This is a genomic window from Dactylosporangium sp. NPDC050588 (assembly GCF_040654975.1).
In the GTDB taxonomy this organism is placed as follows: Bacteria; Actinomycetota; Actinomycetes; order Mycobacteriales; family Micromonosporaceae; genus Dactylosporangium; species Dactylosporangium maewongense.
The window spans coordinates 18,209-43,680 of the sequence record NZ_JBFAJA010000015.1 but is presented as its reverse complement, the minus strand read 5'-3'; the positions used below and the strand labels follow the sequence as shown (position 1 = coordinate 43,680).

Annotated in this window: 28 protein-coding genes; 12 read left to right on the top strand and 16 right to left on the bottom strand. The window is 72.2% G+C overall.

The features are described 5' to 3' along the window. Positions 1-90 precede the first annotated feature (90 nt). Entirely contained in the window at positions 91-921 is an 831-nt protein-coding gene (locus AB0I21_RS12360; RefSeq protein ID WP_360560573.1) for an LLM class F420-dependent oxidoreductase, read from the top strand. Here AB0I21_RS12360 and AB0I21_RS12355 read toward each other — a convergent pair. Beyond that, positions 918-1,502 carry a GNAT family N-acetyltransferase gene (locus tag AB0I21_RS12355; RefSeq protein ID WP_360560571.1) on the bottom strand — a complete coding sequence of 195 codons (585 nt, stop codon included), beginning with the start codon at positions 1,500-1,502 and terminating at the stop codon, positions 918-920. The genes AB0I21_RS12360 and AB0I21_RS12355 overlap by 4 nt on opposite strands. 644 nt (positions 1,503-2,146) lie before the next feature. Then, entirely contained in the window at positions 2,147-2,650 is a 504-nt protein-coding gene (locus AB0I21_RS12350) for a DinB family protein (protein ID WP_344507699.1), read from the bottom strand. Between the two features lie 20 nt (positions 2,651-2,670). On the opposite strand from AB0I21_RS12350, the gene AB0I21_RS12345 reads away from it, so the two are divergent. The 3 genes from AB0I21_RS12345 to AB0I21_RS12335 are packed head-to-tail and all read left to right on the top strand — an operon-like array spanning position 2,671 to position 4,307. Beyond that, positions 2,671-3,186 (top strand): hypothetical protein, encoded by a 516-nt coding sequence (locus AB0I21_RS12345; protein WP_360560570.1) that lies wholly within the window; start codon positions 2,671-2,673, stop codon positions 3,184-3,186. A gap of 40 nt (positions 3,187-3,226) precedes the next feature. After that, positions 3,227-3,997 carry a CHASE3 domain-containing protein gene (locus AB0I21_RS12340; RefSeq protein ID WP_360560569.1) on the top strand — a complete coding sequence of 257 codons (771 nt, stop codon included), beginning with the start codon at positions 3,227-3,229 and terminating at the stop codon, positions 3,995-3,997. Between the two features lie 46 nt (positions 3,998-4,043). Next, entirely contained in the window at positions 4,044-4,307 is a 264-nt protein-coding gene (locus AB0I21_RS12335; protein WP_360560568.1) for a Uma2 family endonuclease, read from the top strand. Positions 4,308-4,332: 25 nt separating this feature from the next. Here the strand turns inward: AB0I21_RS12335 and AB0I21_RS12330 are convergent, their stop codons facing one another. After that, on the bottom strand, positions 4,333-4,746 hold the full coding sequence (locus AB0I21_RS12330) for a VOC family protein (RefSeq protein ID WP_360560566.1): 414 nt from the start codon (positions 4,744-4,746) through the stop codon (positions 4,333-4,335). Positions 4,747-4,839: 93 nt separating this feature from the next. Between AB0I21_RS12330 and AB0I21_RS12325 the strand changes: the two genes are divergently transcribed. Continuing rightward, entirely contained in the window at positions 4,840-5,712 is an 873-nt protein-coding gene (locus AB0I21_RS12325) for a sigma-70 family RNA polymerase sigma factor (RefSeq protein ID WP_360560565.1), read from the top strand. A gap of 24 nt (positions 5,713-5,736) precedes the next feature. Here the strand turns inward: AB0I21_RS12325 and AB0I21_RS12320 are convergent, their stop codons facing one another. The 10 genes from AB0I21_RS12320 to AB0I21_RS12275 all read right to left on the bottom strand — a co-directional run bounded on the left by AB0I21_RS12320 (position 5,737) and on the right by AB0I21_RS12275 (position 13,229). After that, entirely contained in the window at positions 5,737-5,937 is a 201-nt protein-coding gene (locus AB0I21_RS12320; protein WP_360560564.1) for a hypothetical protein, read from the bottom strand. A 100-nt stretch (positions 5,938-6,037) separates the two neighbouring features. Beyond that, positions 6,038-7,669: a phosphoenolpyruvate--protein phosphotransferase gene (gene ptsP, locus AB0I21_RS12315; protein ID WP_360560562.1), complete on the bottom strand. Its 1,632-nt coding sequence runs from the start codon at positions 7,667-7,669 to the stop codon at positions 6,038-6,040. After that, positions 7,662-7,937 (bottom strand): HPr family phosphocarrier protein, encoded by a 276-nt coding sequence (locus tag AB0I21_RS12310; protein WP_360560560.1) that lies wholly within the window; start codon positions 7,935-7,937, stop codon positions 7,662-7,664. Before AB0I21_RS12310 ends, ptsP begins: the two co-directional genes overlap by 8 nt. A 10-nt stretch (positions 7,938-7,947) precedes the next feature. Continuing rightward, positions 7,948-8,988 carry a zinc-dependent dehydrogenase gene (locus AB0I21_RS12305; RefSeq protein ID WP_360560558.1) on the bottom strand — a complete coding sequence of 347 codons (1,041 nt, stop codon included), beginning with the start codon at positions 8,986-8,988 and terminating at the stop codon, positions 7,948-7,950. Beyond that, positions 8,985-9,410, bottom strand: a complete 426-nt coding sequence (locus AB0I21_RS12300) for a PTS sugar transporter subunit IIA (protein WP_360560751.1) — start codon at positions 9,408-9,410, stop codon at positions 8,985-8,987. The genes AB0I21_RS12305 and AB0I21_RS12300 overlap by 4 nt, the downstream gene beginning before the upstream one ends. A 76-nt stretch (positions 9,411-9,486) precedes the next feature. Next, positions 9,487-9,795, bottom strand: coding sequence for a PTS lactose transporter subunit IIB (locus AB0I21_RS12295; protein WP_360560557.1), 309 nt, complete (start codon positions 9,793-9,795; stop codon positions 9,487-9,489). A gap of 3 nt (positions 9,796-9,798) precedes the next feature. Then, positions 9,799-10,947, bottom strand: coding sequence for a PTS mannitol transporter subunit IICB (locus tag AB0I21_RS12290; RefSeq protein WP_360560555.1), 1,149 nt, complete (start codon positions 10,945-10,947; stop codon positions 9,799-9,801). Between the two features lie 12 nt (positions 10,948-10,959). Next, entirely contained in the window at positions 10,960-11,913 is a 954-nt protein-coding gene (pfkB, locus tag AB0I21_RS12285) for a 1-phosphofructokinase (RefSeq protein ID WP_360560553.1), read from the bottom strand. After that, positions 11,910-12,671, bottom strand: a complete 762-nt coding sequence (locus tag AB0I21_RS12280; protein WP_360560551.1) for a DeoR/GlpR family DNA-binding transcription regulator — start codon at positions 12,669-12,671, stop codon at positions 11,910-11,912. Before AB0I21_RS12280 ends, pfkB begins: the two co-directional genes overlap by 4 nt. A 9-nt stretch (positions 12,672-12,680) precedes the next feature. Further along, positions 12,681-13,229 carry a hypothetical protein gene (locus tag AB0I21_RS12275; protein ID WP_360560549.1) on the bottom strand — a complete coding sequence of 183 codons (549 nt, stop codon included), beginning with the start codon at positions 13,227-13,229 and terminating at the stop codon, positions 12,681-12,683. A 110-nt stretch (positions 13,230-13,339) separates the two neighbouring features. Between AB0I21_RS12275 and AB0I21_RS12270 the strand changes: the two genes are divergently transcribed. Together AB0I21_RS12270 and AB0I21_RS12265 are read left to right on the top strand one after the other, a co-directional pair. Then, a complete protein-coding gene (locus tag AB0I21_RS12270; protein ID WP_360560548.1) occupies positions 13,340-14,494 on the top strand; it encodes a histidine kinase in 1,155 nt (384 codons plus the stop codon). Positions 14,495-15,247: 753 nt separating this feature from the next. Beyond that, the gene (locus AB0I21_RS12265) at positions 15,248-15,880 is read left to right on the top strand and encodes a response regulator transcription factor (RefSeq protein ID WP_360560546.1); all 633 of its coding nucleotides are present in this window, start codon (positions 15,248-15,250) and stop codon (positions 15,878-15,880) included. A 485-nt stretch (positions 15,881-16,365) separates the two neighbouring features. On the opposite strand, the gene AB0I21_RS12260 is transcribed toward AB0I21_RS12265, so the two are convergent. Then, complete coding sequence (locus tag AB0I21_RS12260) at positions 16,366-16,923, bottom strand: GNAT family protein (RefSeq protein WP_360560545.1); 558 nt, start codon at positions 16,921-16,923, stop codon at positions 16,366-16,368. 42 nt (positions 16,924-16,965) lie between these two features. Further along, positions 16,966-19,185, bottom strand: coding sequence for a bifunctional polysaccharide deacetylase/glycosyltransferase family 2 protein (locus AB0I21_RS12255; RefSeq protein WP_360560543.1), 2,220 nt, complete (start codon positions 19,183-19,185; stop codon positions 16,966-16,968). A gap of 27 nt (positions 19,186-19,212) precedes the next feature. On the opposite strand from AB0I21_RS12255, the gene AB0I21_RS12250 reads away from it, so the two are divergent. The 3 genes from AB0I21_RS12250 to AB0I21_RS12240 all read left to right on the top strand — a co-directional run bounded on the left by AB0I21_RS12250 (position 19,213) and on the right by AB0I21_RS12240 (position 20,721). After that, the gene (locus tag AB0I21_RS12250) at positions 19,213-19,578 is read left to right on the top strand and encodes a hypothetical protein (RefSeq protein WP_360560541.1); all 366 of its coding nucleotides are present in this window, start codon (positions 19,213-19,215) and stop codon (positions 19,576-19,578) included. Between the two features lie 337 nt (positions 19,579-19,915). Beyond that, entirely contained in the window at positions 19,916-20,242 is a 327-nt protein-coding gene (locus AB0I21_RS12245) for a metalloregulator ArsR/SmtB family transcription factor (RefSeq protein WP_344507661.1), read from the top strand. Then, positions 20,239-20,721 carry an SRPBCC domain-containing protein gene (locus AB0I21_RS12240; protein ID WP_360560539.1) on the top strand — a complete coding sequence of 161 codons (483 nt, stop codon included), beginning with the start codon at positions 20,239-20,241 and terminating at the stop codon, positions 20,719-20,721. Before AB0I21_RS12245 ends, AB0I21_RS12240 begins: the two co-directional genes overlap by 4 nt. Positions 20,722-20,782: 61 nt before the next feature. Here AB0I21_RS12240 and AB0I21_RS12235 read toward each other — a convergent pair whose 3' ends face one another. Beyond that, positions 20,783-21,598 (bottom strand): hypothetical protein, encoded by an 816-nt coding sequence (locus tag AB0I21_RS12235; protein ID WP_360560538.1) that lies wholly within the window; start codon positions 21,596-21,598, stop codon positions 20,783-20,785. Between the two features lie 140 nt (positions 21,599-21,738). Here AB0I21_RS12235 and AB0I21_RS12230 point away from each other — a divergent pair, with 140 nt between their 5' ends. Together AB0I21_RS12230 and AB0I21_RS12225 are read left to right on the top strand one after the other, a co-directional pair. Then, positions 21,739-22,170, top strand: a complete 432-nt coding sequence (locus AB0I21_RS12230) for a MarR family transcriptional regulator (RefSeq protein ID WP_360560536.1) — start codon at positions 21,739-21,741, stop codon at positions 22,168-22,170. A gap of 169 nt (positions 22,171-22,339) precedes the next feature. Next, positions 22,340-25,471 carry a carbohydrate-binding protein gene (locus tag AB0I21_RS12225; RefSeq protein ID WP_360560534.1) on the top strand — a complete coding sequence of 1,044 codons (3,132 nt, stop codon included), beginning with the start codon at positions 22,340-22,342 and terminating at the stop codon, positions 25,469-25,471. Position 25,472: the final 1 nt, after the last annotated feature.

Sequence of the window (25,472 nt, the reverse complement as noted above, 5' to 3'; positions counted from 1 at the left end):
GAATGCGGCCGCACACACCCCCTATGCCGTCCTAGGACGCTAGGATCTAGATGGTTGTGTCGTGGCGTCGCATCGTACGGGGGATGAAACATGAACTGGAGCCAACGACTCGGCACCATCGGCGTGTGGCGCGGCGTCACGCTGCTCGATCCGCCGATGGCCAGGTCGATCGAGGAGCTCGGGTACGGCACCATCTGGCTGGGCGGCTCCCCCGGCTCCGACCTGCGCCCCGCCGAGGCCCTGCTCGACGGCACCGACTCGGTCGTCATCGCCACCGGCATCGTCAACATCTGGTCGTCCGACGCGGCCGAGCTCGCCGACTCGTTCCACCGCATCCACGCCAGACACCCCGGCCGGCTGCTGCTCGGCATCGGGTCCGGGCACCGCGAGGCCAACCCGGACCGCACCCGCCCGGTCGAGTCCATGGCCCGCTACCTCGACGTCCTCGACGCGCGCGGCGTGCCCGCCGAGCACCGGGTGCTGTCCGCGCTCGGCCCCCGCATGCTCGCCCTGGCCGCCGAACGCAGCGCCGGCACCCACCCGTACCTCACCGTGCCCGCGCAGACCCGGGAGGCCAGGACCGCCCTCGGCCCGGCCGCGCTGGTCGCCCCCGAACAGACCGCCGTGCTGGACCCCGACCCGGCCACCGCCCGCCGCAGCGCCCGCGCCTTCCTCGCCATGTACCTGCAGCGGGTCAACTACACCACCAACATGCTGCGCGCCGGCTTCACCCCCGAGGACCTCACCGACGGCGGCAGCGACCACCTGATCGACAGCATCGTCGCCCACGGCGACGCCCCCACGCTTGCCGCCGCCCTACGAGCCCACCTCGACGCCGGCGCCGACCACGTCTGCGTCCAGCTCCAACCCGCCGACACCGACGTCATCCCCGCCCTCCGCGCCATCGCCCAGGGCCTCTAAGCCTCCGCCAGGCGTTCGGACAGACGCGCCTTCGCCGCGGGCCAGTCGGTTCGGGCCATCGTGTAGACCAGCAGGCTCGGCCCGCCGGCGACCCGCGGTTCGCGGCCGTTCAGGGTGGCACCGATGCGGGTGATCGCCGCCTGCGAGCGCACGTTCTCCGGCCTGATGCGCCAGCCGACGGCCGCGTAGCCGAGCGTGTCGAAGGCATAGGTCATCGTCAGGAGCTTCGTCTCGGTGTTCGCCGCGGTACGCCACCACTTCCTGCCGAACCACGTGCCGCCGATCTCGATGCGCCCGTCGCCGCGCTGCCAGCTGTGCAGATTCGTGGTGCCGATCGCTGATCCCTCGTCCCGAGCCACCACGGCGAACGCGACCCGCTTCCCGTCGTCGACGTCCTTGATGCGCCTGGACACGATCTCCCGCAGTTCCGCCTCGGTACGCGGAGTGGGCGCACTCAGCCACCGCCACACCTCGTCATCCCGGCCACCGGCGCCGAACAGCGCGGGCACATGCGACTCGGCAAGCGGCTCAAGACGTACATGGCGGCCTTCAAGGACTGTCGAACTGGGAACCAACGACATGGCGCCGACGCTACCCAGCATCCGCGCCACGCCGCAGCCCACACACGCCACGATCCGTCAGCGACGACTGTCAGCTCAGCGTTGACGGCTCGCGCTGAGGGCACCCGGGCACCCGCCGAGTCCGGCGCGACTCGCGCCCGAGCTCGCGCACGGAACCAACCTTCACCGCCACCAACCACCAGCGCCGGCCACCCCAGCCGCCGCCACAGCGCAACGGCCGGACACGAACAGCATCGCCACCAGTTCGGCCGCCGACCGCCACCTCCGCCGACCGCAGGCCACCAAGCTCCACCCACTGCGGGCCACGGAACCAACCACCACACCATTCACCGCCACCAACCACCAGCGCCGGCCACCCCAGCCGCCGCCACAGCGCAACGGCCGGACACGAACAGCATCGCCACCAGTTCGGCCGCCGACCGCCACCTCCGCCGACCGCAGGCCACCAAGCTCCGCCGACCGCGGGCCACCGAGCTCCACCTACCGCGGGTCGCCAGCCCCAAAAACCGCCGCCACCAAGCTCCACCTACCGCGGGCCACCGGCGCCGGGACGCCGGCGCGCCGCTCCCCGACCGGCACTCGCCGGCCCTTCTGCCGCCGTGCCCGGCCGCCGACCGTCCACCGCCGCGCCGCCGGCGTCCCTGTTACTCGTCCGGGCGGTGGTCGCCGGTGGCGCCGTCGAGGAGCTCGCGCATGACGTCCAGGTGGCCGGTGTGGCGGGCCACCTCCTCGACCATGTGGATGAGGACCCAGCGGAGGGAGACCTTCTCGCCATACCAGGCGGTGCCGGTCGCCTCCACGTCTAAGGAGTCGATGACGGCGTCGCAGGTGGCGCGGGCTCGGGCATAGAAGGCGAGCACGTCGGCGGTGGACTCGCCCGGCTCGACGCGCAGGTCGGCCTCGGGGTCGTCGTCGCGGAAGGGCAGCGGCTCGTGCTCACGGCCGAACGTGTCGCAGAACCAGCCATACTCGACCGCGGCGAGGTGCTTGACCAGGCCGAGCATCGTGCTGCCCGACGGGGTCATCGGGCGGCGCAGCTGCTCGTCGTCGAGGCCGTCGAGCTTCCACAGCACCACGTCGCGGTGCCGGTTGAGACTGGCATGCAGACTCTGCTTCTCATCACCGAGATACGGCACTCGAATCGTCACGCCCGCACCGTAACAGGGAGGTGCTCGAAGGGCTGCTGCGCCGCGAGCCGGCCGAGCGGCTCACGGCCGGTCAGGCGCGGGCGATGCTGTCGGAGGTCGCCTCGGCGCCGGCCCTGGCAGCCCCGTCGACGGCGACGTTGCGGCTGCCCGGTCCGGCGTCGGCGGCGTCGGTACCGGCAGCGCCCGCCGATCCCGTGGCAGGTCCGACGCCGGTACGAGCCGGAACCGCGCACGGGGTGAACGGCAGGGACGCCGACCGGCGGCGGACGGTCGCCCGGATCCTGGTGGGTGCGCTCGGGCTGATGCTGGTCGCCGGCGGCGTCGCCGGTCTGGTCGCGGCGACCGGCGACGACGGCAGGGCCCAGTTCGTGGACGGCTCGCAGGTCGACATGAAGGTCACGGCCACCACGTGCGCGGACGGCGCCACGCCACCTGGCACCGTGCCACCACTCCCCGAGTCGACCGTTCACCGTATCCTTCGCGGCCTGACCCCAAGCGCTCCCGAATCGGCCGCGCCGCCGCCCCGGGCACGTTAGCGTTGGAGGGGCTTGGGGGCGAGGCTGCGGGGGTTCACAGGTGCGGAAACCGATCGCGGCCACGCTGCGCCCGCAGTTCACCTGGCTGATCCTCGTGCTGCTGTCCATCGGCGCGGCGCGGGTGCTCGCCGGCCACTACCTCACCGGCGTCCACGACGGGCGGCTGCAGGCCCTCGACGACGCGCGGCAGGCCAACCAGCGGATGCTGCGGGACCTCACCGACATCGACACCGCCGCGCTCAGGTACCAGCTGACCGGCGACCCGGCCTACCTGGAGGCGTTCCGCGCCGGCTCAGCGGACTACCCGGTCGCCCGGTCGGCGGCGCTGCGGGCCGCTCCCGACGACCGGACCCGGGTCCTCGTCCGCGACCAGGACCAGGCCGCACAGCGGTGGCTGGCGCAGGTGGCCCTGCCGATCAGCGCCCTGCCCGCCGGCCGCCCCGGCGTCGACGCGGACCGCAGCGCCCGGGGCAAGGACCTGTTCGACGCGATCCTCACGGCGAACACGGCCGTGACCGCCGCGGTCGAGGACACCCAGAAGACCACGACGGCGGCGTACCGCCGAACCGGCCACGCCCTCGAGGCGACGCTCGCCCTGCTGTCGCTGCTGCCGGCGCTGATCGCGGTGCGCGTCTACCGCTCCGTCCGCCGGCTGCTCACCCCGCCGCGCGCCCCTCTCGACGAACCGCCCACCATCGCCCCGTTCGGCGGGCCCGCCGTGCATGACCTTGACGTGCCGACCGGTGGGGGTCGGATCGCCGACGCCGACCTGGGTGCGGGCGCCCTGCCTGACCACGTTCACCGCCCGTGACCCGCCGCGCCGCCACGCACCGACAGGCACCGAAGGCACGGGCTCGGTGCTCGACGCCGCCCGGGTGGCGCTCATCGCGGAGATCGTCTCGCCGAGCAACGCAAGCGACGACCGGCTGCTGAAGTTGCACTTCTACGCCGCAGCCGGCATCCAGTGGTATCTGCTGGTGGAGCAGGAGCCGCTGCGGCTTCGGCTCCTCCGGCTCGCCGGCGAGCACTACGTGGAACACACCGCCGTTGGCGGCGGCGAGGTGCTTGATGTGCGGGAGCCGTTTCCGTTCAGGATCGACACCGCGTCGTTACCGCGCTGAAAGCACCTCGCCGCCGTCGGGGTTGCTACTCGGCGTAGGGCTGGTCCTTGCCCTGGGCGCTGTAGGCGAGGCTCCACACGTAGCCGTCCAGGTCGGCGAAGGTGGCGCCGTAGCCGCCCCACTGCAGGGCGGCGGGTGGCTTGAGGATCGTAGCGCCGGCCTTCTCCGCCTCGGCGATGATCTCGTCGACCCGGTCCTCGCTGCGGACGATGTACTGGAGGACCATGCCGCTGAAGCCGCTGCCGTCGGCGCTCGTGCCGACCTGGTCGGCGAGGCCCTCGCGGCCGTAGAAGCCGATCAGCGAGCCGCCGTCCTGCTCGAAGAACACGGACACGCCGTAGTTGTGCTTGACGGTCCAGCCGAGGCCCTCGGTGTAGAACCGGGTGGCGCGGTCGAGGTCGCGGACTCCGAGCAGAATGGAGCTGACGTGCGCTTGCATGGGTTGACTCCCGATCGTCGACGGTGTGCTGTCACAACCGGCCTGGTTCGCCGGTCATCTCCTATGACAGGCCGCGACGGAGGAATGTGACGGATGATCGAGAAAAATTGGGTGAGCGAGCGGTTCGCCGAGCACCAGAGCCGCCTGCACTCGGTGGCGTTCAGGATGCTCGGCTCGTCGGCCGAGGCCGAGGACGCGGTGCAGGAGGCCTGGCTGCGGGTCAGCCGGGCGGACACCGGCCAGGTGGAGAACCCGGCCGGGTGGCTGACGACGGTCGTCGCCAGGGTGTGCCTCAACATGCTGGAGGCCCGCAAGGCCCGGCGCGAGGATCCGGCCGGCGCGCTGCCGCCCGAGCCGGCGACCGCCACGGTGCGGCCCGCGGACCCCGAGGATGAGGCGCTGCTGGCCGACTCGGTCGGGGTGGCGCTCATGGTCGTGCTGGACACGCTGACGCCCGCGGAGCGGCTCGCGTTCGTGCTGCATGACGTGTTCGCCGTGTCGTTCGACGAGATCGGTCCCGTCATCGACCGGTCGCCGGCGGCGGCGCGGCAGCTCGCCAGCCGGGCGCGGCGGCGGGTGCAGGGTGCCGCGGCCGCGTCGGACGCCGCGCAGTCCCGGCGGCGGGAGATCGTCGACGCGTTCCTCGCCGCCTCCCGCAACGGCGACTTCGCCGCGCTGCTCGAGCTGCTGCACCCGGACGCCGTCTCCGGCGACGCCACCGGCGCCCACGCGGTGGCCGCGGTCTTCTCCGGACGGGCGCAGGCGGCCCGGCTCGCGCTCGTCGACGGTGTGCCGGCGGCCGTCTGGTCCCACCGTGGCCTGCCGAAGGCCGTCTTCGACTTCACCATCACCGACGGCCGGATCTCCGGAATCGCCATCGTCACCGACCCCGACCGGATCAGCGACCTGGACATCGTCTTCCTGAGCAGGTCCTCCGACGGCGACGCCGGCCCGGAGCGGACCTGAGGCGCCGCCCGGAAGCGCGAGCGGTCAGGGGCAGGCCGACCTGGTCGGCTGGGACGTCACTCTGCTGCACGGCGGCGGGGCGGCCGACAGGCGGTTGCCGGCGGCGACGGTGATCCCGGCGAGGGTCAGGACCGAGGCCGCGACGAGCAGGCACGGCGCCAGGAACGTCCGGAGGACGCCGCGGTCGGTCAGCTCTTCGACTTCTGCAAGCGGTTCGAGTAACACGTTGGCAACGATCTCATGCCTGTCAACCGTCCGTGTCGCCCGGGTGTGTGGATCTTCCCCAAGGCCGCCGACCGGAGCGCGGACGGCGGCCCGGAGGAGGTCAGGGGCGGACGGCGGCCCGCGCGGCGGTCGGGGTGTCGGCGGCGAGGGCGGCCTTGGCGTACTGGACGCACTCGTCGTACGTGTGGGCGGCCAGCGCCTCCCGCACGGCCGGGATGCTGCGCGCCGCCATCGACAGGCTGGTGATGCCGAGACCGACCAGCACCAGGGCGAAGTCGGGGTCGGCGGCCGACTCACCGCAGACGCCGACGGGTTTGCCGGCTTCGCGGCCGGCGGCGGCGCAGGCGGCGATGAGCGAGATGAGCGCGGGCTGCCACGGGTCGAGCAGGTCGGCGAGGTCGCCGCACATGCGGTCGGCGGCGAAGGTGTACTGGCTGAGGTCGTTGGTCCCGATGCTGAGGAAGTCGACGTCGCGCAGGACGGCGCCCGCACGCAGCGCCGCGGCCGGGACCTCGATCATGACGCCGGCCGTGCGCAGCCCGTGCTCGCGGCACGAGGCCGCGAACGCGGCGGCCTCCCCCGCCGTGGCGACCATCGGCGCCATGACCCAGACGTCGGCGGACGTGGCCGCGGCGGCCGCGGCGATCGCGGACAGCTGGGTGTCGAGGACGGACGGCATCGTGCGGGCGACCCGCAGGCCGCGGATGCCGAGCGCCGGGTTGGGTTCGTCGGCGAGGCGCAGGAACGGCAGCGGCTTGTCGGCGCCGGCGTCGAGGGTCCGCACGACGACCTTGCGGCCGGGCAGCGCGGCGAACACCTCCTGGTAGGCCGCGACCTGCTCGGCGAACGCGGGCGGCTCGGTGCGGTCGAGGTAGAGCAGCTCGGTGCGGAAGAGCCCGACGCCTTCCACGGAGGGGGCCAGGTCGCGGGCCGAGCCGATGTTGGCCAGCAGCGCCACGGGGTGGCCGTCGGACGTCGCGCCCGGGCCGGTGGACGCGGAGCGCCGTGCCAGCAGCTCCCGCTGCGCGTCGTTGACCGCCTGCGCGGACAGTTCCGAGATGCCGGGTGCGACGGCGCCACTGGAGCCGTCGAGGCTCACCAGTACACCATCCGAAATCTCCAGAATCGAACCGCAGCGCACCACGGCGGGGATGCCCAGGGTCCGGGCCAGGATCGCGGTGTGGCTGGTCGGCCCGCCCTCCTCGGTGATCAGGCCCAGCACGACGGCCGGGTCGAGGCCGGCGGTGTCCGCGGGCGCCAGGTCGCGGGCGACCAGGATGAACGGGTGGCCGGGCGACGGCACCCCGGGCATCGGCAGCCCCAGGGACGCGGCGACCAGCCGGTCGCGGATGTCGTCGAGGTCGCTGACGCGTTCGGCGAGGTAGCCCCCGGCCGCCTCGAACGCCGCCCGGTGCTCGGCGAGCGCGGCGTCGAACGCGTGCGGTGCGTCCGCGCCGCCGTCGACCGCGGCGTCCACCGCCTCGAGGAGCATCTCGTCGCCGGCCATGAGCACCTGCGCGCGCAGCACCTCGGCGGCGGTGGCGTCGCTCGCCAGGTCGGCGCGGCGGGTCAGGTCCGCGCACACGGCGGCGACGGCGTCGCGGGCCCGCGCGCGTTCCGCGTCGGCGTCGATCACGGCCGGCGCGGGCGGCAGCGGGGGCGGCGGGGCCAGCCGGTGGACCGGCCCCGCGGCGCGTCCGGGGCTGACGCCGATGCCCTGCAGCTCACCCATCTTCGGCGTCCAGGTCGCGCTGCAGGAGGTCCGCCAGGGCGTCGACGGCGGCCTGCGCACCGTCGCCGTCGGCCTCCAGGGTCACCTCGGTGCCCTTCTTCGCCCCGAGCGACAGCACGGAGAGCATGCTGCGCGCCGGGACGGCCTTCTTCTCGCCGGTACGGATGGTGACCGGCACGGGCTGTTTGGCGGCCGCGGCGACGAACAGCGCGGCGGGGCGCGCGTGCAGGCCGCTGGCGGAGCCGACGAGGACGGTCCGGGTGGGCATCAAGCACCTCCTACGGTTCGATGGTGACCTTGATCGCCTCGCCGCGGGCCACGATGCCGAAGGCGTCGAGGGCGTCGGCGAGGGGCAGGCGGTGGGTGATGAGGTCGGCGACGGGCACGGCACCGGAGGCGATGAGCCGCAGCGCCTCCTTGTTGTGCTCGGGGCTGGAGCCGTTGGCGCCGACGATCGTGAGCTCCCGGTAGTGCACGACGTTGGAGTCGACGGAGACGACCGGCTTGTCCTTCGGCAGGCCGCCGAAGAAGCTGATCCTGCCCTGCCGGGCGGTCATCTGCAGCGCCTGCTCCTGGGCGGCACCGGACGCGGCGGCGGTGATGACGACGTCGGCGCCGCGGCCCTCGGTGAGCTTCATGACGGCGTCGACGACGTCGGTCTCGGCGCCGCAGATCGCCGCGTCGGGGCGGACGAGGTCGGCGGCGAGGTCGAGGCGCTCCCGGTTGAGGTCGACCAGGAAGACCCGCTTGGCGCCGCGGGCCCGGGCGAGCCGGACGTGCAGGCAGCCGATCGGGCCGGAGCCGACGACGACCACGTCGTCGCCGTCGCCGACGCGGGCGAGGTTCTGGCCGTTGAGGACGCAGGCGAGCGGTTCGGCGACGGAGGCCTCGGCGTAGCTGACGCCGTCGGGGATGCGGTTGAGGCCGTCGACGTCGAGCACGTTGCGCGGCACCACCATGAACTCGGCGAAGCCGCCGTCGAAGTGGTACCCCATCGACACCTGGTTGGAGCAGACGGTCATGTGGCCGCGCGTGCACTCGCCGCAGCGACCGCACGGGATCGCCGCGATGACCTGGACGCGGTCGCCGGCCTGCCACCCGGTGACGTCGGCGCCGACCTCGACGACCTCGCCGGCGATCTCGTGGCCCATGACCCGCGGCGGCACGATGTGGTGGTGTCCATGGTTGTAGATCTTCACATCGGTGCCGCAGGTCGAGCAGGCCCGGACGCGGATCTTCACGTCGGCGGGGCCCGGGGTGGGCTCCGGCGCGTCCTCGATGCGGACGTCGCCGGGGGCATGGAATGTCAGGACTTTCACTGGTTTTCCTTTGTAAGAAGGCGTTGTACGAAGCCGGCATCCGTCGCGTCCCGCAGCGCTTCGGCTTGATCGGGGTCCATGAGCACCTCGGCCAGGGACGCCAGGATGTCGACGTGGCCGTCCCCGGCGGCGGCGATGGCGACGCAGACGCGCACGTCGTTGCCGTCCCAGTCGACGCCGTCGGGGAAGCGCAGCACCGCCAGGGCGTCGCGGCGCACGTTCTCCTTGCTGTTCAGCGTGCCGTGCGGGATGGCGACGCCCTCGCCGATGAACGTGGAGACGCTCCGCTCACGGGCGAGCATGGCGTCGACGTACTGTTCGCCGACGGCGCCGACCTCGACGAGCACCGCGCCGCAGCGGCGGATCGCCTCGTCCCGCGATCCGGCCCGCTCGTGGAGCCGGATCGCGTCGCGGGTCAGCAGGCCGGCCTGCTGACCAGCCTGGTCGGCCGGCTGGTCGGCGTGGTCGGCCAGCTGGCTGGCGTGTTGGGTCGGCTGGTCAGCCACTGAGCTCACCACCACGCTGGACGGCATTGACCACCTTCGTCACCGCCGGGTCGCCGATGAACACCTGGATGGGCACGATCACCTTGTCGGGGGCGCTGACCCGGGCCCGGGCGGCGAGCCCCGCGTGGCAGATGACCACGTCCGCGTCTGCCGGGATCTGGTTCACCGGGGTGTGCTCGACGGTGACGGCGCTCTTCGACAGCTGCCGGCGCAGGGTGCTGGCGAGCATGACGCTGCTGCCCATGCCGGCGTCGCACGCGACGACGACCTTCTTGATCGCAGTGCCGTTGATGGTGGGCATGCGCTATACCTCCTGGCGGGCCGTCGTCGTGGTGCGTGCGGGTCCTTCTTCGACGACCGCGGCGTCCGCGGCGGCGGCCGTGTCGTCGTCGACCCCGTCGGCGGGCGGCTCGCCCCGGCCGAAGCCCATCAGGACGGAGGCGACGGCGAAGGTGACGGCGGCGGAGATGACGATGCCGAGCAGGACCGCGAAGTAGCCGCCCTTCGGCGTGACCGCCATGTAGGCGAAGATGCTGCCGGGTGCGGGGGTGGCGACGAGCCCGGCACCGGTGACCATGAAGGTGCCGACGCCCGCGGCGCCACCGGCGATCATGGCGAGGATCAGCTTCGGCTTCATCAGCACGTACGGGAAGTAGATCTCGTGGATGCCGCCGAGGAACTGCACGATGATCGCGGCCGGGACGCTGGGCCGCAGGGCGCGGGGGCCGAAGAGCATGAACGCGAGCAGCAGGCCGAGGCCCGGGCCGGGGTTCGACTCGATCATGAACAGAATCGACTTGCCCTTGTCGGCGGCCTCGGCGACGCCGAGCGGGCCGAGCACGCCGTGGTTGATGGCGTTGTTGAGGAACAGCACCTTCGCCGGCTCGACCAGCACCGACGTGAGCGGCAGCAGGTCCTTGTCGACGAGCCAGTCCACGCCGGAGCCGGCGCGCTTGGTGAGCCACTCGACGACCGGGCCGATGCCGTACACGCCGCCGATGGCCATCGCGCCGCCGATGATGCCGGCGCTGAAGTTGTCGACCAGCATCTCGAAGCCCGGCCGGATCCGGTTCTCCACCAGGCCGTCGAAGAGCTTCAGCAGGTAGGCCGTCAGCGGGCCGATGAGCATCGCGCCGAGGAACATCGGGACGTCGGCGCCGATGACGAGGCCCATGGTGGCGACCGCGCCGACGACCGCGCCGCGCTGCCCGTGGACGAGCCGGCCGCCGGTGTAGCCGATGAGCACGGGCAGCAGCACGCTGATCATCGGGCCGACGAGCCCGGCGAGCTTCTCGTTGGGCAGCCAGCCGGTCGGGATGAACAGTGCCGTGATCAGCCCCCAGGCGATGAACGCGCCGATGTTGGGCATGACCATGGCGGCCAGGTAGCCGCCCACGCGTTGCACGGAGGCCTTGAAGCCACCGCCTTGGACCTGCGGGGTGTAGGTCGACACGGGGGATCTCCTTCAGGAGGGAGGGCCGGAGCGCAGCAGGGGGCGGAGCTGGTCCGGTTGGGGGTGGATGGTGACGTTGTGGCGGATCAGGTCGGCGGGGCCGGGCATCCGGCTGCCGGGGAGGCTGACCGCGGCGGCGCCCCAGGCGAGGCCTTCGGCGAGCGCGGCGGCGCCGCGGGCGCCGGCGGCGAGGAACCCGGCGAGCAGGGCGTCGCCGGCGCCGACGGTGCTGCGCGGGCGCGTGACGGGGCAGGTGCCGGTGACGACCCCGTCGGCGTCGACGAGGACGGCACCATCGGCGCCGAGGCTGGCGACGACAGCGTCCGCGCCCCACGCGCGCAGCTGCTGGCAGGCCTCGACCACGTCGCCGAGGGCGACGAGGGGCGCGCCGACGACCTCGGCGAGCTCGTCGCGGTTGGGTTTGAGCAGGGTCGCCCCGGCCGAGGCGGCCTCGCGCAGGGCGGGGCCGCTGGTGTCGACGGCGACGCGGATGCCGGCGGACCGCAGCCGGCGGCACAGCTGGGCGTACGCGTCGACGGGCAGGCCCGGGGGGACGCTGCCGCACAGCACGACCCAGTCGGCGCTGCCGGCGCGGGTCAGGACGCGGTCGGTGATCTCGTCGAACTCGGCGCGAAACATCGCCGGACCCGGCTCGTTGACCTTGGTGACGGTGCCGTCGGGCTCGGCGAGCGTGATGTTGGACCTGGTCCGGCCGGTGATCGGGACGGCGAGGACCTCGACGCCTTCCGCCTTCAGCAGGCGCACAAGCTGCCCGCCCTCGTCGCCGCCGCACGGCAGCACCGCGACGGACGGCACCCCGTTGGCGAGCAGCGCCCGGGAGACGTTGACGCCCTTGCCGCCGGGGTCGAGGTGGGCGGCGGTGGCACGGATGACCTCGCCGCGGCTGAGCGCGTCGACCTCGACGGCCCGGTCGAGGCTCGGGTTGAGCGTGACGGTGACGATCATGCCCGGGTCACTCTCACGCCGGCGGCCTCCAGGTCGCCGACGAGGTCGTTGTCGGCGACGGTGTCGGTGATGAGCAGGTCCAGGTCGGCGAGCTCGCCGAACCGGGCCAGGTAGTCGTTGCCGAGCTTGGTGTGGTCGGCGAGCAGGACCGTGCGCCGAGCCGCCCGGATCATCGCCCGCTTGACGGCCGCCTCGGCCGGGTCGGGCGTTGTCAGGCCGCGCTCGACGGAGATGCCGTTCGTGCCGAGGAACGCCACGTCCACGTAGAGGTCCGCGAGGGGCCGCAGCGACCAGTCGTCGACGGTGGCGAGGGTCTTGCCGCGGACCCGGCCGCCGAGCAGCAGCACGTTGAGGTTGGCGCGGACCCCGAGGGTGGTGGCGATGACCGGCGAGTTGACCACGACGGTCAGCTCCCGGTCGGCGGGCAGCAGCCCCGCCAGGCGGGCGGTGGTGGTGCCGGCGTCGAGGATGATGGCGCCTTCGTCGGGCACCTCGGCGAGCGCGACCTTGGCGATGCGCTCCTTCTCCTCGATGAGGACCGCGTCGCGCGTCGCCAGGGCGGGCTCGAACCCGATCCGCTCGACCGGGATCGCCCCGCCGTGCACCCGGCGCAGGACGCCGGCCCGCTCCAGCATGGTGAGGTCGCGGCGGATCGTCTCGGTCGTGACGTTGAGCTCGTCGGCCAGGCCGGCGACCTCGACCCGGCCCTGCGCGCGGGCGATCCGGAGGATCTCCTGCTGCCGTTCTTCGGCGTACATCGTGTTGTTTCACCGCCGTTTCGTTTTGCTTGTGCTTTGTTTACGCCCGCTTGTGTTGGAAGTCAAGAGTGGGCCCACAACGAACCAGATGACGAGCACCATCGACACCTGACCCATGCCGTTCTTCAGCGCGGCGGTGCGCGCCGGGTCGCCGATCCACCAGATTCCGACCGCGAGTAATGCGCAGGTCACGGCCCATGCGATGGCCGCGAGGCCGAACAGGCGCCACTCGTGCGCCCGCCGGTTGGCCGGCTTCTCGGGCGCGGGTCCACCGGCGAAGCGGTGCGCGAACCGCACATCCGCCCAGCGCACCACGGTGTGCGCGAACGCGAGGGAGAACCCGAGGTACAGCGCGGCGAGCGCGTGCGTCGAGCCTGCGGTCGCGCCGTTGTGCAGGTCGACCGCGCAGGCGACCAGCAGCGCGAGGTCCACCAGCGGCACTCCCGCCAGCACGACGGCGCCGGCGGTGGGGCGGCGCAACGGGTACCGCAGCAGCAGCCCCAGACCGAGCACGATCCAGAACGCGATCTCACAACCGATGATGAATCCGATGACCATGCTCCTGAGCGTTCCGCTAGTCAGCCGCGATGGCATCGGTCTTGAGACGGCCCAGGGCCTACATCCTTCGTCGCATACCGCCGGCGCCGCTTGTTTGATGGAATCGAGGCATGCGGGGACGGATGGTGGACGTGGTGCTGGCCTTGGCCGGGCTGGCCGTCGGCGTCCTCATGTTCGCCACCGGGCAGTATCAGGCGCAGTTCGGCGTCTGGTGGCTCGTGCCGCCCCTCGTCGTGTGCTGCGGGGCCGTCCTGCTGCGCCGCACCGCTCCGGTCGCGTCGGTCCTCGTCGGCACCGCCGCGCTCACCGCCGACGTGATCGTCGGGCCGTCCCTGGCGACCCCGCTGGTCTACACACAGGTCCTCTATGACGCCTGCGTGCACGGCCGGCAGTCCCTCGCCCGCGCGCTGCTCGCCTGCTCCGTCGCCGGCTCCGTGATCACCGCCGTCGTCGCCCTCGTCGTGTTCCGCGACGTGCGGGCGCTCGGCCTCGCCGTGCTCCTCGCCCTGGTCACCGTCGTGCCCGTGCTCACCGGCACACACGTGCGCCACCACCGCGAGCAGGCGTTCGTCGCGCGGCAGCTGGTGCGCCTCACCGAGCTCGACCGGACCAACGCCGTCGCCGCCGAGCGCGCCCGCATGGCCCGTGAGCTGCACGACGTCATCGCCAACCACCTCAGCGCCGTCGCCATCCACGCCACGGCGGCGCTCAGCACCGACCTCGGCCCCGACGGCACCCGCGAGGCGCTGCGCGTCATCCGGGAGAACAGCGTCAGCGGCCTGGCCGAGATGCGCCAGCTGGTCGGGTTCCTCCGCGACCCCGCGGGCGGGTCGGCGGCCGAGGACGTCACGGCGGGCCTGGCCGACCTGGAGGACCTCGCCGGGCGGGCACGGCGTTCCGGATTGGCCGTTGCGGTGTCTGTACGGGGCGAGCCGGCCGCCCTGCCGACCTCGGTGGACCTGGCCGCCTACCGCATCGTGCAGGAGTCCCTGACCAACGCCCTCAAGCACGGCTCCGGCGGCCCGGTGTCCGTGTCGGTCGCCTACCTGCCGTCCACGGTGGACATCACGGTGGCCTCCCCTTCGGCCGCTCCGGCCGGGAAGCCCGACGGCCGCCCCGACGCGGACACCGACGCGACCGGCGCCGGGGCGGGTGTCATCGGCATGCGCGAGCGCGCCGAGCTGCTCGGCGGCTCCCTGTCCGCTGGCCCCCATGCCGGCGGCTGGCTCGTCTCCGCCCGCCTCCCCCGCACGGTGAACGCATGACCCGCCCAGAGCACCGCCCTGAGCCGGCCCGGCAGCGGACCCACGGCGCAGGTGACGCCATGAGCAGTTCCGAGTGCCACCCTGGATCGGCCCGGCAATGGACACACGGCGCAGGTTTCGCCATGAGCGGTTCGGAGCGCCCTCCTGGATCGGCCCGGCAGCGGACCCATGGCGCAGGTGACGCCATGTGCCGACCGGAGGACCGTCCTGGATCGGCTCGGCGGTGGACGCACGACGCGGGTTTCGACGCGAGCCGCTCGGAGCACTTCCTGGATTGGTTCGGCAGCGGACACATGGCGCCGGTGGCGCCGTGAGCCGCCCCAGCACCGGAGGAGACCGGCGCCGATCGAGAGCACCGCGCCGAGCCGGTCCGGCCCGGAACCTCGGCCGAGGTGGCACCATGACCAGGCACGGCCGCTCACCGGCAGCGCGGCGACGACAGGGCGCTGCGGTCATCCGGTCGTGGGTTCTCTCCGGGAGCCCGGAGTCGCCGCACGTCCGGCTCGGATCACTGCGGCCGAGCGGTCACGTGGCGTCGACAGCGCGTCAGGCCGGCCCGGCACCGGCACCCGGCAGCGACGCCGCGACGACCGATCCGGAGCACACCGGGCGCTCATGTGGGATCGGCAGTGCGTCGGACCATGACAACAACGAAACGCAACCAAACCAACGGCGGCACAACGCCAGGGCAGGCGTGCGGCGTCGACAGCACAGCGGGGCGGCCCGGTGTCGGAGCGTGGCCGAGGTGGTGGCGTGACGACGCGGGTGCTCGTGGCCGATGATCAGGGTGCGGTCCGGGCCGGGCTTGTGCTCATCCTCGGGTCCGCTCCTGATCTCGACGTCGTCGGGGAGGCCGTCGACGGGCGGCAGGCGGTGGAGATGGCCGCGGCGCTGCGGCCCGATGTCGTGGTCCTCGATGTGCGCATGCCGCGGCTCGACGGCATCGCCGCGACGCGTGAGATCGTTGCGCTCGGGATTTCCGGCGTGTTGATTCTGACCACGTTCGACCTTGACGAGTACGTCTTCGGCGCGCTGCGGGCCGGGGCCGCCGGGTTCCTGCTCAAGGATGCCGAGGCTGCCGACCTGCTCGCCGCGGTCCGGGCCGTGGCACGGGGTGACGGTGTCATGGCGCCGGCCGTCACGCGTCGCGTCATCGCCACGTTCGCCGGGCCGCCCGCGCCGCCGGTCGACCTGTCGGGGCTCACCGACCGGGAGCGGGACGTGCTGCGCTGCCTCGCCGACGGGCTGTCCAACGCCGAGATCGGCAGCCGCCTCGGGATCGCCGAGGCCACCGCGAAGACCCACGTCAGCCGGGTCCTGGCCAAGCTCGGCCTGCGCAGCCGCGTCCAGGCCGCCATCGCCGCCCAAGGCCTCCCCATGACCTGAACCGCGTCCGACCGCTGAGCCCGCCGCTGACTGGCCCGTCGCGGTGGTGAGGCGTCCCGCCACAGCCGGCGCAGGGCCGTCCGGACCGGCTCGGCCGTCGTCCTGCCGAACCCACCGACCGCAGCTCCACCGGGGCTCGGCCAACGTCCCGCCGAACCGGGCGACCGCAGCTTTACCGGGCTCGGCGGTCGTCCTGCCGGACCCAGCGACCGCAGCTCCACCGGGGCCCGGCCGACGTCCCGCCGAACCGGGCGACCGCAGCTCCACCGGGGCCCGGCCGACATCCCGCCGAATCCCGGCAACGGCAGCTCCGCTGAGCCGCCGCGGCGCCGCATGTGCCGCCCGACCGGCGACAAGCGGACGTGGGGTGGAAGACGACCGCCTCCACAACGTCGCACGGCGGCGACCGCGGCCGCTCGCCTTCGGCGTCCTCGTCCAGGAGCCGGTCGTCCTCAGGCCACGACCGCCGTCGCGCGTGGGCCGGGTCAGGTCAGCTCGCCGGGCAGCAGGCTGTAGATGAGGCTGTCCCGGCGGCCGCCGCGGAAGGGCATGTGGGAGCGCAGCAGCCCCTCGAGGGAGAACCCGCACCGGGTCGCGACCCGCTGCGACGCCGTGTTGTCAGGCCCGCACGTCAGCTCCAGCCGGGCGATCCTCAGCTCCGCGAACGCCCACCCGGCCAGCAGCCGGACCGCCTGCGTCGCGGCGCCACGGCCGCGGCCGGCGGGCGCGAGCCAGTAGCCGATCGCCGCGCTCCCCCGCGTCGGCCGCACCTCGTGCAGCGAGACCTCGCCGAGCAGCACGCGCTCGTCGCCCGGCTCGACCACCGCCAGGCTGAGCGCGTCACCGTGCGATCGCGCCCATTCCTGCCCGGCCAGGTGCTCGCGCGCCTCGGGCTCCGTGAACGGCTCGTCCCGCCAGGAGAACCGCCGCATCACCGGATCCTCGAACGCCCGCACCACCCCCGGCACGTCCCCGTCACGCCAGGCCCGCAGCCGCACGACATCCCCGGCCAGCGCGGGCACGGGGAAGTGGAGTTCTGCCATGACGGGATCCTCCCCGGACCGGCGCGGCGGCGCCGTGCGGGATCAGCCGCGAGCCTTCGCGTGGCGGGCGAGCTGCGCGGTTGCCCGTTCCTGGCCTTGTGCCTGCGGCGGCACCGCCACGAGCGAGGGCACCGACGGTGCCGGGGCGGACGCGCCGGCGGAGCCTGCCCGGTGCAGCTTGTGCCAGCGGAGCCGGGCGCCGGTGAGGGCCGTGCCGAGAGACTGGAGGAGCACGAGGTACATGAGCTGGCGGTACACGATCTGCTGCAGCGGCAGGACCCACAGGACGCGGAGCTTCTCCTTGTCGAGGCGGAAGGCGACGACTGCGGTGAGGACCTGCAGGGCGAACATGACGAGCCAGGCGCCGGTGGTGGCCTTCCAGCCGGAGAAGCACAGGCCGTACACGAGCAGGATGTCGATGAGCGGGGCGAGCAGCGGGAGCGCGATGCCGAAGAACGCGATGAAGGGCAGGCCGATCCGGCCGAACCGGCCCGAGGGGCCGCGGTCCACCAGCGACCGGCGGTGCTTCCACATCGCCTGCATGGTGCCGTAGCTCCAGCGGTAGCGTTGCAGCCACAGCTGCCGGAGGGTGGCGGGGGCCTCGGTCCAGGCGCGGGCGCGCTCCTCGTAGACGACGCGCCAGCCGGTGCGGCACAGCGCCATGGTGGCGTCGGTGTCCTCGGCCAGGGTGTCGTGGCTGATCCCGCCGATGTCCTGCAGCGCCTCGCGGCGGAACGCGCCGATCGCGCCCGGGATGGTGGGCATGCAGCGCAGGATGTCGTACAGGCGGCGGTCCAGGTTGAACCCGATGACGTACTCGATGTGCTGCCACCGGGCCACGATCGAACGGCGGTTGCCGACCTTGACGTTGCCGGCGACCGCGCCGACCGAAGGATCGGCGAACGGCTGCACCAGGTGCCGGATCGCGTCCGGTTCGAAGACGGTGTCGCCGTCGACCATGACGATCAGGTCGTGCTGCGCCATGGCCACGCCGACGTTGAGGGCGTTGGGCTTGCCGCCGTTGGGGATCCGGACCACCCTGACGTTGGGGATCCGCAACGCCTCCACCAGCGATGCCGTGTCGTCGGTCGAGCCGTCGTCGACGACGACCACCTCGATCCCGCCGGGATGGTCGCCGCCCGCCAGGGACCGCACCGCCGCCTCGATCCCCTCCTTCTCGTTGTAGGCCGGCACGATCACCGAGACCGGTAGCTGCACCGGTGGGCCCCACCGCCACGACGCGGCCCGCCGCCGCCGCGCGTGCCGGCCCGCGAGCAGGAACAGCGCCACGGTGCGGGCGACCGTCAGCAGCCCGGCTGCCAGGAACAGCACGCGGAGGGTGGCCGTCACCCAGTCGGCCAGCACGACGGCGGTGGCCAGGGCGAAGGCGCGCCGCTTGTCGACCGCGCCCGCCGGCGCCTCGACGACCGCCTGCCCGGCGAGCGTGCGGGCAAGGCCCTGCGAGACGGTGGTGAAGGTGTAGCCGCGCCGCTGCATCAGGGGGATGAACTTGTCCAGCGCCGCGACGGTCTGCGCGCGGTCGCCGCCGCCGTCGTGCATGGGCACGATCGCGCCCGAGTCGCCCGGCGGGGTCGCGCCGGCGACGATCGCGTCGACGCCGGGCCTGCTCCAGTCCCGGCTGTCCACGTCGGCCATGATCGTCAGGTAGCCGAGCCCGCCGGCCTCCCGGATCAGCGGCCACTCGGTGTTGTCGATGGCGCCGGCGCTGGAGGAGTACGGCAGCCGCAGCAGCGCCGACTTGATGCCGGTGGCGTGGACGACGGCGAGCTGGGTCTGCGAGTACTCCAGCTCCCGCTGCCACCGTGGCAGGCGGTCGAGCTGCGGGTGCGTGAAGGTGTGGATGCCGATCTCGTCGCCCTCCCGGGCCAGTTCGCTGACGATGTCCGAGTGCCGCAGCACCTGGGAGCCGACGACGAAGAACGTGGCGTTGACGTGGTGCCGGCGCAGCACCTCCACGATCCGCGGCGTCCACTCCGGGTCCGGACCGTCGTCGAAGATGAGGGCGATGGTGCGGTCCGGCAGCCGGTAGGAGCGCACCGTGCCGTTGCGGGTGTCGATGATCGGGCCGCCATGGATGACCTCGGCCGGGACCTTGGTGTGCTGCCCAGCTCTCGCGGTGTGGTCGGGGTGGAACTCGGCGTTGGCGTAGGCCTCGGCCAGCAGTGCCCCGACCAGCACGGTGAACGCGACCAGACCGAAGATCAGGCGGCTGAACGACACCCGCTTCCGCACACGGGTCACGCCGGGCCCACACCGATGACCACGGCGATGCCAAGGGTGGAGGTCGGTGAGGCGCTCGGCGGCGGTGTGGTCGACGTGGTCGGCGCCGTCGATGCGGTCGGCGTGCCCGACGCGGCCGGCGGTGAGGCGGAGGGCGCCCCGCTCGTCGTCGCCCCGGACGGTGGGGCGCTGGCCACGGAGCCGCTCGGCCGGACGGACGCGCTCGCCGAGGCGGGCGCGGAGCTGCTGCGGGCGGTCCCGGCGCCGGTGGGCCGCTTGACGGGCTGGCCGGGCGCGGGCGGGCTCTTCCTGGCCGGCGGGGTCGCGGACGCGGACGGTCCCGGCGCCGGGAACGACAGCAGGTCCAGCGGGCCGGTGAGCAGGAACGCGGCGACCAGTACCAGCGCCGCGTAGGCCAGTGCCGCCACGCCGCCCAGGTGGAGGAAGAGTCGGATCCGCCGTCCACGTCGGCCCGTGGAATCTACGAAGACAGGTGCTGAAACGTCAGCGGTGGTGGTGACGTCGGCCGGGGCATTCACGGACACCGCGCCAGCATAGGAGCGGCCGGCCGTCGAAATCGCAGGAAGAACGGCCTCGGCGAACGGCATCGCCGAATCTCCCATCCCGCTCACCCGGCGATTCCCGCGGTCTCACCCGGGCGGTACCACGGCGCCGGTGCCGGACTCACCCAGCGATGGGAGTCTGCCCGCAGGACTTGACATGTGACCTTTGGGTCACATAACTTCGAGTAGTGGATGACGACGACCGCGTCTTCAAGGCCCTCGCGGACCCGAGCCGACGGTTCCTGCTTGACCTGCTCTTTGAGCGTGACGGCCGCACGCTGACGGAGCTGGAGTCGGAGCTGGAGATGTCACGCTTCGGGGTCATGAAGCACTTGAAGGTGCTCGAAGAGGCGGACCTGGTCGTGACCCGCCGGATGGGGCGGGAGAAGTTGCACTTCCTCAACCCGATCCCGATCCGCCAAGTGCACGACCGGTGGATCGACAAGTACACCGAGCACCACGTGACTGCACTGCTGGAGCTGAAGACCGACCTCGAAGGGGACGACGAACCATGAGCAGCACGCAGGTATACAAGGTCTACATCAAGGCGAGCCCGCAGAAGATCTGGGACGCGATCACCACGCCGGAGTGGACGTCGCGGTACGGGTACCGCGGCGCCAACCACATGGAGCTGCGCCCGGGCGGCGAGTTCCGGGGGATGTCGAACGAGGGCATGATCGCCGCGGGTGCGCCGGAGCTCGGCGTCGACGGCGAGATCGTCGAGGTGGAAGCGCCGTTCCGGCTCGTGCAGACGTGGAGGATGCTGATGGACCCGAACCACGTGCCGGAGGGCTTCACCCGCCTCACGTACGAGCTGAAGGAAGGCAAGGACGGCGTCACCTCGCTGACCGTCACGCACGAGATCGGCGACGAGGCGGGTCTGGCGGAGATGCTCGCCGGCGATCTGGAGGACGTGGGCGCGGGCGGCGGCTGGCCGTGGATCCTCAGCGACCTGAAGTCGCTGCTGGAGACCGGCGTCGCCATGACGGACTGACACCGCGACGGCCGGTGCCACGGGGGCGCCGGCCGTCACCACAGGCCCGTGCCGGCCAGGGTCAGCGCCACTCCTCCACGTGCGCGGCGATGAACTCGCCCATCGAGGTCGGGCGTCGTCCGGTGATGCGTTCGACGTCGGGCGACAGCGGGGCGAAGCCGCCCGCCCGGACGCGGTCGTAGAGGTCGGCGAGGATGTCCCGCACCCACGGGTCCAGGCCCTCGAGGCCCTGCTCGGCCGGCGGGTCGTCGGCGCGGACGGCGACGCCGAGGTGTGCGGACAGTTCGGCCGCGACCGCCCGTACCGGCAACGCGGCGGGACCGGTGATCGTGTATGCCCGCCGGTCGTGGTCGAGCGGCGACAGCAGGACGGCGACGGCGACCGCCGCGATGTCCCGCGCGTCGACCCAGGCGATCGGCGCACCGCCGGACGGCAGCCGGAACACCCGGCCGGCGCGGATGTCGTCGCGGTAGAAGCGCGGGTCGGTCAGGACCTGGTGGAACCAGGAGGGCCGCAGCACGGTCCAGCCGGCGGCGCGGCCGGTGACGGCGTCCTCGACCCGCCGGGCCCAGTGTCCGGCGGCCAGCGCGCCGGCGCCCTGCTCCGACAGCAGCACGACGTGGGCGGCGGGGTTGAGGTCGATGAGCCCGGCCACGTGCGCGGGCGCCTCCGGCACGTCCGGCCGCATCAGGTACACCGCGTCCACGTCCTTCACGGCGTCCGGCCAGGTGCCCGGATCGTCCCAGGAGAACGGGACCGCCGCGCCCGGCTGCGACGACCCTTCCCGGACGACCACCCCGGGCCGCCGCAGCAGCCGGGCGACCACCTCCCGCCCGGTCTTGCCCCGGGCGCCGGTCACCAGCACCGTGCGGCTCATCGCGCCCCCTCCGGCCGTGCCGGGTGCCACTCCCGCGCTGCCACGCTCATGCATGCCTCCGACATAGATACTTGATGCAATCAAGCATCATCGTAAACACGAGAACTTGAGGCAATCAAGCTTTTTGGTAGAGTGATCCCGTGGCCGTTCCGTCGGGCCCGGTGACCGCGTCGACCGACGCCGAGCGGGCGATGTTCCAGTTCGTCGACGCGTATGACCGCGCCTACGAGACCGCCGCGACGAAGCACGGCCTGAGCGTGGCGCAGGCGTGCGTCCTCGGCCGGCTCGCCGACCCCCGCGGCATGCGCGAGCTGGCGGACGAGCTCGGCTGCGACGCGTCGAACGTCACCCAGATCATCGCCCGCCTCGAGGGCCGCGCGCTCGTCCAGCGCCGGACCCACCCGAGCGACCGCCGCTCCCGGCAGATCGTCCGGACCCCTGACGGCGACGCGCTCTACGCCGGCTTCGAGGAGTCGTTCGCCTTCGCCCGCGCGGCGATCGCCAACCTGAGCGCCGAGGAGCAGGACCGCCTCACCACGCTGCTCCGCAAGGCCCTCGGCACCACGGACTGAAGGAGTCATCCTACGTATCTGGCAGCGGGAAGCCGTAGATCACGGATAGTCTCGGACGAAGCAGAGCCTGGGCAGGCATTGACGAAGACAGACGTCCAATGTTAACTGCTTGTCACATGAGACTCGACGGCGCGAGGCTCCCGCTCCACGTATGCGAAGGAGAGTTCCTGTGGGCAAGCCCCGCCGACTCGCCCTGCTGGCGGCCGCCACCGCCTTGATGGGCACGTTCATCACCATGGTCCACGGACAGAGCGCGACGGCGTCGACCACCGACGAGGTGTTCAACCCCGGCACCGGCGCGCTCGACGTGAACTACGGCTCGTACCTGAGCAAGCACGACATCGTCTACAACAGCCCCCAGACCAACCCGCTGTACGGGCTCACCGTCGGCAACGGCAAGACCGGCGCGATGGTCTGGAACGCCAACGGGCTCACGATGCAGGTCTCCGGCGTGGACCTGTCGCCGCAGTCGGCGTTCGCGGCGGGCCTGGTGAACCTCAACACCAGCCCGGCCCTCGACGCCGGTTCGAGCTCGTATCAGCAGCGGTTGTCGCTGTACGACGGCACGCTGACCACGAAGTACGACAACAACCGCACCGTCACGATCATCGGCGTGCCCGGGTCCGAGGTGATGGGCGTGCACGTCGAGGACGGCCGCACCGGGCTCGGCACGACCACCCTCGACCTGAGCATGTGGGACCCGGCGAGCGTCACCAACAGCGCCGACGTGCCGAACCTGGACACGTGGAAGCAGGTGAGCACGTTCGCCGACGCGACGGCCGCCGGGTTCAGCCGCGGCCAGAACGACCCGAACAACTTCGGCTACACCCTCGCGGCGACGGTCGAGGGCGCCGCGTACACGACGCAGGTCGTCAACGGCACGCGGGTGCGGCTGAACATCACGCCGACGGCGAACTACACGATCTGGTTCACCGCGGCGAGCCGGGTCAACTCCCCCGGCGCCAACTCCGTCACGCAGGCGCGCAACCAGCTCGCCGCGGCGAAGAACACCGGCTACCTCAACAACCTCAACGCGTACCGGGACTGGTGGCACGCGTTCTGGGCGAAGTCGTTCGTCCAGTACTCCGGCGCGGCCGGTACGGGCGACTACCTGGAGAACGTGTACTACCTGTCGACGTACATGATCGCCGCCGGTGGGTACGGGAACTACCCGATGCACTTCATCAACGGCGTGTTCCGGGCGACCGAGGACCGCACCAAGTGGAGCAACGGGTACTGGTTCTGGAACCAGCGGGACGTCTACAACTCGTTCCTCGCCTCGAACCACGCCGACCTGTTCGCCACCGAGAACCGCCTGTACAGCCGGAACCTCGCCGCGCTGAAGGCCTACACGCAGACCAGGTACGCGATCGACGGGCTGTGGGTGCCGGAGACGATGGGCTGGGACGGCAACGCGCGCGGCACGATCAACAGCGACTACGTCAACGACATCTACTCCACCGGCACCGAGGCCGCCTACAACATGTACCTGCAGTACCGGTACACCAACGACACCGGCTACCTGCAGAACACCGCCTACCCGTACATGCGGGAGGTGGTGAAGTTCTACCAGTCGAAGCTGAGCTACGACTCCGGCACCGGCCGCTACTACATGGCGACGTCCAACGCGCACGAGACGTACTGGGACGTGAAGAACGCGATCACGGACCTGGCCGCGGTACGGCTGATCTTCCCGCTCACGATCCAGGTCAGCAACCAGCTCGGCCTCGACGCGGGGCTGCGGGCGGGGTGGCAGAACGTGCTGGACCGGATCGAGCCGTACAAGACCAGCAACGGCGCGTGGCTGCCGCACGACCCGCCGGCACCCGCCCAGCAGCGCAACGGTGAGAACGTCACCTCGGAGCTGATCTGGCCCTACGACCTGACCGGCATCGGCGCGCCCGACTTCCAGACCGCGCTCAACAGCTGGAACACGCGGCCGAACCCGTACAGCAACGTGTGGGCCAACGACGCGGTGCAGGCGGCCCGGCTCGGCCTCGGCGACCAGGCGCTGCAGGGCATGAAGCTGATGCTGCAGCGCTACCAGAACTACCCCAACGGCATGACCAACAACACCAACGGCGTGTTCGAGTACCTCGGCGTGCACCTCGCGGCGATGAACGAGACGCTGCTGCAGTCGTACAACGACAAGATCCGGGTGTTCCCCGCGGCGCCGAACGACACGAACTTCGTCGGCAGGTTCACGCTGCTGGCGAAGGACGGGTTCCTGGTCAGCTCGGAGCGGGAGGGCAACGAGACGAAGTACGTCGGCGTGAAGAGCCTCTACGGCAAGCAGGCCCGGGTGGTGAACCCGTGGGGCACCGCCGAGATCCGGGTGCGGCGCGCCTCCGACAACGCGGTCCTGGCGACCACGACGTCCGGCGAGGTCACCTTCGGTACGGCCGCCAACACCGTGTACATCGTCGAGCGGACCGCGAAGCCGCTGACCTCCTACACCTCGACGTCGCTGTCGGGCACCGCCAACAACGGGGTCAAGGCGCTGTCGGGCACCGCGTCCACGCTCGGCACGGGCGGCGCCGGCACCCCCGGCCTCGTCAACAACACGGCGCTGACATACGACGCGAACTGGCACCTCACGACCGGCCGCGGGTACGGCGACTACAACGACGACACGCACCACTCGACGACCGTCGGCGCCGCCGCCAGCTACACGTTCACGGGCACGGGCGTCGAGCTGCTGTCGGAGCGGTTCAGCGACATGGGCAACATGGACGTCTACATCGACGGCACGCTCCAGGCGAACGTCAACCTGTACCTCGCCGGCGCCCGCCAGGCGCAGCAGGTGGTGTACAGCAAGACGGGCCTGACGAACGGCACCCACACCATCCGCGTCGTGAACAAGACGACCTCGGTCGGCATGATCGACGCGCTGCGGATCATCACCGGCGGCACGCCGCCGGCGGGTGGGCAGTCGCTGATGGCGCAGGTCAACAGCCGGTACGTGACCGCCGGCTCCAGCCCGTTGATCGCGAACTCGACGACGGTCGAAACGGCGCAGCAGTTCGAGGTGGTCGACCTCGGCGGCGGCAACGTCGCGCTGAAGGCGAAGGCCAACGGTCAGTTCGTGTGCGCGGAGAACGCGGGCGCCAACCCGCTCGTGGCGAACCGCGCGTCGGCCGGCGCGTGGGAGACGTTCCGGCTGATCCGCAACGCCGACGGCACCGTCAGCCTGCAGGCGACCGTCAACAACAAGTACGTCGTCGCGGAGAGCGCCGGTGCCGCCGCCCTCATCGCCAACCGTGACGCGATCGGTCCGTGGGAGAAGTTCCTGCTCTCCTGAC

What these genes read in the sequence shown, in the direction of transcription:
- AB0I21_RS12240 (WP_360560539.1), top strand. Translation starts at nt 20,239, where the DNA reads ATGAGCAGCACGCAGGTATACAAGGTCTACATCAAGGCGAGCCCGCAG.
- AB0I21_RS12275 (WP_360560549.1), bottom strand. Translation starts at nt 13,229, where the DNA reads ATGGTCATCGGATTCATCATCGGTTGTGAGATCGCGTTCTGGATCGTG.
- ptsP (WP_360560562.1), bottom strand. Translation starts at nt 7,669, where the DNA reads ATGGGTGAGCTGCAGGGCATCGGCGTCAGCCCCGGACGCGCCGCGGGG.
- AB0I21_RS12355 (WP_360560571.1), bottom strand. Translation starts at nt 1,502, where the DNA reads ATGTCGTTGGTTCCCAGTTCGACAGTCCTTGAAGGCCGCCATGTACGT.
- AB0I21_RS12270 (WP_360560548.1), top strand. Translation starts at nt 13,340, where the DNA reads ATGCGGGGACGGATGGTGGACGTGGTGCTGGCCTTGGCCGGGCTGGCC.
- AB0I21_RS12330 (WP_360560566.1), bottom strand. Translation starts at nt 4,746, where the DNA reads ATGCAAGCGCACGTCAGCTCCATTCTGCTCGGAGTCCGCGACCTCGAC.
- AB0I21_RS12250 (WP_360560541.1), top strand. Translation starts at nt 19,213, where the DNA reads ATGCCAAGGGTGGAGGTCGGTGAGGCGCTCGGCGGCGGTGTGGTCGAC.
- AB0I21_RS12280 (WP_360560551.1), bottom strand. Translation starts at nt 12,671, where the DNA reads ATGTACGCCGAAGAACGGCAGCAGGAGATCCTCCGGATCGCCCGCGCG.
- AB0I21_RS12260 (WP_360560545.1), bottom strand. Translation starts at nt 16,923, where the DNA reads ATGGCAGAACTCCACTTCCCCGTGCCCGCGCTGGCCGGGGATGTCGTG.
- AB0I21_RS12310 (WP_360560560.1), bottom strand. Translation starts at nt 7,937, where the DNA reads ATGCCCACCCGGACCGTCCTCGTCGGCTCCGCCAGCGGCCTGCACGCG.
- AB0I21_RS12360 (WP_360560573.1), top strand. Translation starts at nt 91, where the DNA reads ATGAACTGGAGCCAACGACTCGGCACCATCGGCGTGTGGCGCGGCGTC.
- AB0I21_RS12325 (WP_360560565.1), top strand. Translation starts at nt 4,840, where the DNA reads ATGATCGAGAAAAATTGGGTGAGCGAGCGGTTCGCCGAGCACCAGAGC.
- AB0I21_RS12295 (WP_360560557.1), bottom strand. Translation starts at nt 9,795, where the DNA reads ATGCCCACCATCAACGGCACTGCGATCAAGAAGGTCGTCGTCGCGTGC.
- AB0I21_RS12235 (WP_360560538.1), bottom strand. Translation starts at nt 21,598, where the DNA reads ATGAGCCGCACGGTGCTGGTGACCGGCGCCCGGGGCAAGACCGGGCGG.
- pfkB (WP_360560553.1), bottom strand. Translation starts at nt 11,913, where the DNA reads ATGATCGTCACCGTCACGCTCAACCCGAGCCTCGACCGGGCCGTCGAG.